The sequence below is a fragment of the Haematospirillum sp. H4485 genome (assembly GCF_012102745.1).
In the GTDB taxonomy this organism is placed as follows: Bacteria; Pseudomonadota; Alphaproteobacteria; order Rhodospirillales; family Rhodospirillaceae; genus Haematospirillum.
Genome location: NZ_JAAVSY010000024.1, coordinates 1 through 6,684 on the forward strand (window position 1 = coordinate 1; position 6,684 = coordinate 6,684).

General features: G+C 51.4%; 6 protein-coding genes and 1 pseudogene. 2 read left to right on the forward strand and 5 right to left on the reverse strand.

Translation table 11 applies throughout. The features are described from left to right. Positions 1-118 (forward strand): annotated as a pseudogene (locus HEQ61_RS10950) (IS5/IS1182 family transposase); the annotation flags it as partial. A 114-nt stretch (positions 119-232) separates the two neighbouring features. Here HEQ61_RS10950 and HEQ61_RS10955 read toward each other — a convergent pair. The 5 genes from HEQ61_RS10955 to HEQ61_RS10975 are packed head-to-tail and all read right to left on the reverse strand — an operon-like array spanning position 233 to position 5,034. Next, positions 233-1,207: a class I SAM-dependent methyltransferase gene (locus tag HEQ61_RS10955; RefSeq protein WP_168021447.1), complete on the reverse strand. Its 975-nt coding sequence runs from the start codon at positions 1,205-1,207 to the stop codon at positions 233-235. After that, positions 1,204-2,085, reverse strand: coding sequence for an AAC(3) family N-acetyltransferase (locus tag HEQ61_RS10960; protein ID WP_168021445.1), 882 nt, complete (start codon positions 2,083-2,085; stop codon positions 1,204-1,206). The genes HEQ61_RS10955 and HEQ61_RS10960 overlap by 4 nt, the downstream gene beginning before the upstream one ends. After that, positions 2,082-3,710 carry an HAD-IIIC family phosphatase gene (locus tag HEQ61_RS10965; protein WP_168021443.1) on the reverse strand — a complete coding sequence of 543 codons (1,629 nt, stop codon included), beginning with the start codon at positions 3,708-3,710 and terminating at the stop codon, positions 2,082-2,084. The genes HEQ61_RS10960 and HEQ61_RS10965 overlap by 4 nt, the downstream gene beginning before the upstream one ends. Further along, a complete protein-coding gene (locus tag HEQ61_RS10970) occupies positions 3,707-4,798 on the reverse strand; it encodes an SDR family oxidoreductase (RefSeq protein WP_168021442.1) in 1,092 nt (363 codons plus the stop codon). Before HEQ61_RS10970 ends, HEQ61_RS10965 begins: the two co-directional genes overlap by 4 nt. Then, complete coding sequence (locus HEQ61_RS10975; protein WP_209315748.1) at positions 4,795-5,034, reverse strand: acyl carrier protein; 240 nt, start codon at positions 5,032-5,034, stop codon at positions 4,795-4,797. The genes HEQ61_RS10970 and HEQ61_RS10975 overlap by 4 nt, the downstream gene beginning before the upstream one ends. An 896-nt stretch (positions 5,035-5,930) precedes the next feature. Between HEQ61_RS10975 and HEQ61_RS10980 the strand changes: the two genes are divergently transcribed. After that, the coding region (locus HEQ61_RS10980) for a matrixin family metalloprotease (protein WP_168021441.1) at positions 5,931-6,684 on the forward strand (754 nt) is incomplete at its 3' end.

Genomic DNA, 6,684 nt, shown 5'->3' on the forward strand with positions numbered 1-6,684 from the left:
CGAAAACGCTTTCTGTCGCATCAAGGACTTCCGCCGCGTCGCAACCCGCTATGACAAACTCGACAGAAACTTCCTCTCCGACGTCGCTCTCGCAACCCTCCTCGCATTCTGGATATGAGTAAGGCTGAGCCTACGCAAGGCATGAGCTGCGCATTCCAGGTAGTTCCACAGCACGACAACCGTAGTCACCAGATTGAGGCCGCTACGACCACTGAAGATGATTTAGCGTGCTTTATTTTCCATTTTCTGAGACGACCCCAATATGCCCTTGATCTGGGCGCTCAGCTACGATTAACGAATTAATAGTGACTTTGCGTCGAAGCGCACGCTCAAGACTGTAGCCAGTGGCTGGAGCGGCATCGGAATCAACAATTTTAAACCCAATTTTCCTCACCAGATTTTCAACCTCGAGATGCGATCCCCAATAGTAGATATGGTCAGGAGCTGGACTATTGACCGGTACGTTAAAATAAGCCAGTCCACCGGGCTTTAACGTTTTGAAAACAGTGGCTAAGGCTATTTCCGGGCGATCAAGATGCTCCAGTACTTCGCTAAGTACTATGGCATCGTAAGCCATTTGAACACAGGGTGGCTCAAGAATGTTGTGTAATTCTAACTTGAATGGATGTCCCATACCCATAGCTTCCATCGTCTGTCGAGTCATGGCCAAGCTACTTTCACTGACATCCCAGCCTGTAATCGAGCCGATCTGTGGCGAACGGGCAGCAAAATACAACAACAGCCCGTGGCCTGGGCCAATCTCAAGATAGTCTGTGCCAGGCTGTAACCGCTGAAGGAAGCGCTCCACATAAAAATGGAACGCAGTGGCCTGATTCGCCCAAAGGACTTGAGACAGCAGAAGTCCACGCAGATAAGTTTGCATATAGTCGGCGCGCGAATAGACTTCGCGATAGGCATCTTCAAAAGTTGTCCAGCGATAACCCCCTGTACGACGAAAGTGCAAGTCTTCCGCAACGAGAGTCTCACAGGTCCAGCGATAGCTATCGGCAAATGTTGATAGATCGTTTCCTGCAATCCTGACAACCAATCCAGCTATTTCTTCTGTGATAGGTAAAACAGGATGGGCTGACTCGCAAAAGCGGGCTTTCAGGTACCCCCCATGCGCTGGCCATACATCCAACACTACAGCACAAATACGTGCCAACGATGGATAGGGTTGAAGTTGCGGCAAAGACGTCAAGGTCATGTCGAAAGTCTGAAAGTTGTGACAGGATGCGTCCCGGGTGACGATGCAACCATCGAATCATCAAGATCTACCCGAATCTTTGGCGTGGAGAATGCGCGTGAGTCTTCGGTTAGCATTTGATAGCCTGTATGATCAACGTCGATGGCTTGAGCAGACTGCCCGAAAAAGCCGTTATGATTGACCTCACGCAGCAAGCCAGAATGCTTGAGTGCGTCCTCCAAGGGGCCGACATCAACCCCGGCATTGATACCACGCCACCGCATATAACCAAGAAACTCCCGGTCAACGGCCTGCTCATTCTGGACCACTACACCAGAAAATATCTTGTGATAACGGTGGTTACATCCGTAGCATTGTTCAAGGTGATGGACGTAGGTCAAACTTTGACGGAATGGAATACCCACGTTGACGAAGCGCGTACCATGCCGGGTAAGGCGCCCGAACGGACTACAGGGCCCAAACGCAGCCCCTCCCGTATTATTCAGGATCTCACCGGCTTTGGGTCCGATACCCGCCACAGAGAAGATGGGGTGCAGTGAGCGTACGGCCTGCGGATGCTGGCGTACCCAATTGGTAAAAGGACCAATTTCCGACGGGGTTCTCTCGATCACGAATGGAATGTCAGGATTGCCGCACGAATAGCTGAAAGTGCCAACCAACAAGGTACCACGGGGATCAAGAACCTCCATGATACGCTCGAACACAAAGTTACACCACCGATCTTCCCTTGCCCGGATTGCATGTCGATCCAGAGTAACCGGCCATTGGGGTAGAGGCACACGCGCCATGTCGATGGCCAGATAGATGGTCTCACCGGCGGTCACACCCAACTCATCCAACAGTGACCGGAGTGCTTTCGCCGCTTCGGATTCGGTCATGTCAAGTGCTCACGAATGGTAAACAAGGAAATATCGGCAGCGTGAGCGGTAGTAAATGCCTTGGTATCCAACGTCCAGTGCTCTCCGGCATCAGCAAAAGCAGAATCGGCGAGAAAGTTGCGAATTGGCTCATTACGGGCGGTAGCAGAATATGCGAAAGTCAGTGTCGGCCCCTTCCAATAGCCAAGAAGCCATATGAGGAAAGCATATTCGACCCGCCGCTGAAAAACTCGGCATGACATGACCAGTGCCTGCACACTGCCGTTGCAATCAACCAAGCAGGCCATGATTTCACCGTGACTTCCGGTTCGATCTTCCAAAGTGGCTGTAAACATCCGCCCCCCCTCAGCCAACACTGCAGACACTTGAGACTCATTCATACGGCGACCGTTAAGATTGAACTGATTGGTCTTGTTTATAAGTTGATGTGCCCGCTGCCAATCATCATGTGTCCGGTCGCGCAATGTCAGCACCATCTCCAAGTCTTTAAGAAATGTCTCAACTCCAATCCCTTCAGAAGGAGGCGATGACGCCATAAGACGCCGGTACATTTCGGTTCGCTCCGCATCTTCAGTCGTCACCTTGCTGCGATCGAAAAGGAGAGCCAACCGATCCAGGAATGCCGGCAGATCTTCATCCCGCGTCGGAAATGCCTGGCATCTCACCCCCCTGACCCCCGACGCGACTTCAGCAAGTTCGACCGGGTTGTCATCAATGAAAACAATGGAATCGGTACCCAGATTCAGGATCCCTGCCAAGGCTCTTACATGATCAGATTTAGCCCCATAGCCAGCCCGAACCGCAACGAAATCCTCATTTTTCAGGGGCATGCGGCCTGCATTCAACGCTGCACACACCATATCCTCATCATTGCGGCTTACCACCGTCAGAAGAATACCTGCTGCTTTAAGTCTCAACAAAAACCCTTGATAAACGAAGTGACGAAAACCTCGGCCATGAGGTTCTGCGGAAACAACTTCAACACCGTCCTCGCCGACTATGCCAGCCCACAAGGTATTATCCGCATCGGTAGCCACTACCTTGTAGTGTCCCGACTGCGGCATCAACAGGTGATCGATCAAGACCTCGGCCACTGGCGACAGGGCACCACCGGCCAGTGGAGAACCAGTAGCAAAATAGGTGGAGAGAGAAAAATAATCTGACGCAAGAAGTGTGGCCCCATGTCTGACCGCAAGTGCCGTTAGTTCAGTAGCCAAACGAGCATTGTCGGACATGGCGATGCATAGCGGCGGGACAGGTGCCGGCAGATAAGCCAAGCATGCTTGTTTCCGCTTGTTCAGTAGAGCCACCACCTGCTCGGCTCGGTCCAGGATCGTATTAACATCGACCAGCGTCCCACTCATCCCTGAACGCCAGTCACATTCCGGTGCCAGATCCCAAGGCAGCAACAGAAATACCTCTGGACCAGTGGCTTCGCTGAACAAATGCTGACCCAAGGTGCCAAAGGGAAGAAAACTGACTTGTACATCCAGCCCGCTTCGGGCTGCATGAGCACGCAGGTAAAGTTCCAATTGGTCAGCAGTCCCCGACATACACATCAGGAAGGGCAGCTTTTCAGCATTCCGCATAGCGGCCAATAATTTCTTTGCTTCCAGGAATGTCATGGGAGCGCGCCTCCCGATAAGTTGATGATGGCGCCGGAAACCAGATACGAACCGTTCTCCAGTATCCAAGCTATTTGGCCGGCGGCATCATCTGTACCGGGCAACATGCCATAAGGCGAACGATCGGTATGAGCAAGGCGCACAGCGTCTCGCATCGCATCATTCATCCCACCGTTAACAACATCGAAAACCACACCAATGCAGCGTAGGTTGCTCGCACCAAGTTCCACCGCCAAAATCTTGACCAAGGTAGGCACAAGCGCCTTGCCAAGACTATACAAGGGCATACGCCAGTTGTGACGCCCGGGATCGGCTGCTGTCGATCCCACCAACACCAAGGTAGCACCAGGGAGGCCAAACACAGAAAGCACCTGGGCCAATTTCAAACAGTCGGACAAGGGTTCGGCAACGTGGTGTCGGACCGCAACTTCCGTATTACTCCCCAACGCCGTCAATCTTTGATTGTCTGGAGCAGGCCAACCACAATGGACGACACCGGATATCTTGCGTCCAGCCAAGATTTCCGGAAGTTGGACCAAATCTGGAATCATCAACGCACCGGCTGTACCAGAGCGTGACAAGCCCAGACCCTTGCTTCCCAAGCGCTCAAGCACGGCAGATCCAAGCCCACCAGATGCGCCCGTAACCAAGATGGGCGCTTCAGTGCAGGTCAAGTCCGTTGCAGCCAAAGCTCGCGACATTACTTGATGACGATGGTAGCCAAACTCATATATGCCAGAAACATAGTGAGTACCCGAGACGGAATCGCTGATGGTGACATCAACCACACCCCCATTGTCACTACTTCGCACAAGGGTACCATGAACGCGTAGACGTGTCGGAGGCAGGATCGGGGCAACAAATTTCAGTTTGATGCCATGCAGTAAACAGTCACGCCCTGGAATATTCATACCCGCCATACGGGATAGAAACCCAGCAGAAAAGGCACCGTGGAGAATGGTACGCCTAAAACTGGTTCCCGCCGCATAGGCTAAGTCGGTGTGCAAAGGATTCCAGTCGCCAGAAATCTCTGCAAACCGGCGGGCATCCTCTTCGGTAACATCAACCTCAAATTCGCTTTCAATCATAGCCCTTTTTCTTCGAGTAGCAATCGGGTTGCCGCAAACGAAGTCATACGTTCCATGTCAGTGCTGTCCAAATTTACCCCGAATTCGCTTTCGACGGCAGCGACCATTGATACATGAGCCAAAGAGTCCCATCTCGCTTCTGAAATTTTACGAACCATTGAAACGTCATAGTTATCCTCAAAGTCTAGGACAACTCTAAAAATATCAGTAAGTTTCTGTTCGTTCTCTGCAATCATGATGACTTACCAGATAAAATCAGCCAGAAAGAACCAGTGAGAAATCTGCCTCAGGGTGTTGCTTGGCTTTTGGTTATTTACAGATGCCCAGTCTTACATCTTCAGAAAAATTTTATATCCACCATAATTTGTTTCTGAGAATTACCCACCCACGTGGCAAGCGTCACGTCAACGCTTCACCCTCTCCTTGATGGAATAAAGCCTTCCTCTCCCCCCCTGCAGATAACCCGCCACAGCAAGACGGCCTGCACCCTCTTGCCAGAAATCAAATGCTTCGGTGGCAGATTCTAGCACCAAATTTTCATTTCTCGAAATAGATTAGGCGATAAACTCATTACACAGTGCGCTAAATCAGCAGGACAGCCATTCTGACGGCACTGAAGATGTTTCGCAGGTACTTTTCATGGCGGTTACAAAGTCCCCGTGATTTTTTGCAGGTCTATAGTCTGGTCTTGCGTTGAAACGCGGACATAGCCAATAGGCGTGATACCTCTCTCAAAACTCATCGCAAACATTGCGAAGAACTGACACGGTTTCAATCATAGTTTTTGAGAGCGCGAAAGCTGCGTGTCGCCCTGCCTAGGGTCCCGAAACCAGGCAGGGTCTGCGACGATAAATCCCATCAACCTGGAAACTGGCAGCACCACTGCAGACAGTGGGGGCTATACGCGGGGAACATCACGGATAGCAGGTGGAGTGGAGCAGACCACAGCCACGATACAGGCCGTAACTTTGATGCACGTCAGACATTCAAGAGGGCTGGCCGGGGACACAGAGAACATGCCTCTCGGTTGTAAGACAAGAAAGAAATTGCATGTTGACTTATTTTAAGTAGTGAGCAGAGATACTTGTCTCTTTATAATTGAAACTGTACCCGTTACACAGGAAAAAAGATTATGAGTGCAACATCTACCAGATATAATAGTGCGTTTACCGCGCCTTCCAGCGGGAGGCATGAAATTGACTCACTGCTTGGGGGGAAGTTCTGGTCCTCCGACGGTGTTCCAGGGAAAGCCCTGAGGCTGACGTACAGTTTTGTATCCCCAGAGTACGAGAGTGTAACCACAGACTGGCAGGAAGGCTTGGCGCTTGACCCTTCCTTCATTACAGACGGTCTGCGTTCATCAATTTCCGGAATTTTCAGACATCTTGCAGACTTTACCGGTCTCTCGTTCACGGAACAAAAGGGAGGCGAGGAGCCTGGGCGAATTTTGATCGGTGCCAGCAAAACCATGGATGAGGCTGCTCTTCTGGATGGGGTTGCTTATGCAGAATTTCCTGACACCGATGACATAGCTGGCTCTGTCTGGTTTAATCCTTGGTACAATACTGTCAGAACAGATGGATCACCGGGAAGCCAGTTACATCTGACTGCCATGCACGAAATCGGCCACACCTTGGGGCTAAAGCATACGCATGATGAAAGCGAAATCGACAAAGACAACTTTCCTGTGACACAGCAATACGACTCTGCAGCTTACTCGGTCATGTCGTACAAGCCCATGATCGGCGGCGAAGATACTGGCGGCTTCAAGTCCACGCCGCTGACCTACATGCTCAATGACATGGCCGCGTTGCAGTACTTGTACGGGAAGAACATGACAACCCGCACCGGTGACAACCGGTATGACTTTGCCGGCAAGACCTATG

What these genes read in the sequence shown, in the direction of transcription:
- HEQ61_RS10960 (WP_168021445.1), bottom strand. Translation starts at nt 2,085, where the DNA reads ATGACCGAATCCGAAGCGGCGAAAGCACTCCGGTCACTGTTGGATGAG.
- HEQ61_RS10975 (WP_209315748.1), bottom strand. Translation starts at nt 5,034, where the DNA reads ATGATTGCAGAGAACGAACAGAAACTTACTGATATTTTTAGAGTTGTC.
- HEQ61_RS10970 (WP_168021442.1), bottom strand. Translation starts at nt 4,798, where the DNA reads ATGATTGAAAGCGAATTTGAGGTTGATGTTACCGAAGAGGATGCCCGC.
- HEQ61_RS10965 (WP_168021443.1), bottom strand. Translation starts at nt 3,710, where the DNA reads ATGACATTCCTGGAAGCAAAGAAATTATTGGCCGCTATGCGGAATGCT.
- HEQ61_RS10955 (WP_168021447.1), bottom strand. Translation starts at nt 1,207, where the DNA reads ATGACCTTGACGTCTTTGCCGCAACTTCAACCCTATCCATCGTTGGCA.